An 819-nucleotide genomic window follows, 5' to 3' on the forward strand; every position below is an offset into this window, starting at 1 on the left:
CAGGCCCGCTACGGTGGGGGCTTCCATGAGTGCACGGACGCTGATTTCACAGTCGAAGGTTTCCTGCACGGCGGCTACGACACGCATCGCAGAGAGCGAGTTGCCGCCCAGGTCGAAGAAGGAGTCGTCCACGCTGACTCGCGGCAGGTCGAGAACCTTCGTGAAAATGCCGGAGATAATTTCTTCAACCGGAGATGACGGCGCTCTGTGAACGCCGCTGGCGAATTGCGGCTCGGGCAACGCCCGTTTGTCCAGCTTGCCGTTGACAGTTAACGGCAACTCGTCGATGACCATCACCACGGCCGGAACCATGTACGCAGGCAATCGCGCGGCAACTCGTTCGCGCAGCGCCCCACCATCGATTCCCGCAGACACCTCGGTAGGTACGACGTAGCCAATCAACTGCTTGCCGGTATCGGTATCACGGGCCACCACTGCCGCACGCTCCACTCCGGTCAAGGCAGCGAGTGTTGCTTCCACTTCACCGATTTCGATGCGGTAACCACGAATCTTCACCTGATCGTCAGAGCGACCCACATACTCCAGCTCGCCGTCGTGATTCCAACGAACCAGATCGCCGGTGCGATACATCCGCGAACCCAAAGGGCCGAGCGGACACGCGACGAATCGCGATGCCGTCAAGCCCGGCCGTCGCACATAACCGCGTGCCACACCCCGCCCCGCGACATACAACTCACCAACCACACCGATCGGAACCCGCCGCAAACCGGAATCCAACACAAACAACGCATCACCCGGCACCGGCGTACCGATAGGAGCTCCATGACCAGGCTTCATGGGCGCACTCATAGAGGCGTA

1 protein-coding gene is annotated in these 819 nt (G+C 60.9%); it reads right to left on the reverse strand.

Annotated features, from left to right (window positions below; all coding sequences use genetic code 11):
* Positions 1-819, reverse strand: an 819-nt coding sequence (locus CH256_RS23045; RefSeq protein WP_143536654.1) for a phosphopantetheine-binding protein, incomplete at both ends; no start/stop codon positions are given.

Source organism: Rhodococcus sp. 05-2254-6, from assembly GCF_002258565.1.
Lineage (GTDB): Bacteria > Actinomycetota > Actinomycetes > Mycobacteriales > Mycobacteriaceae > Rhodococcoides.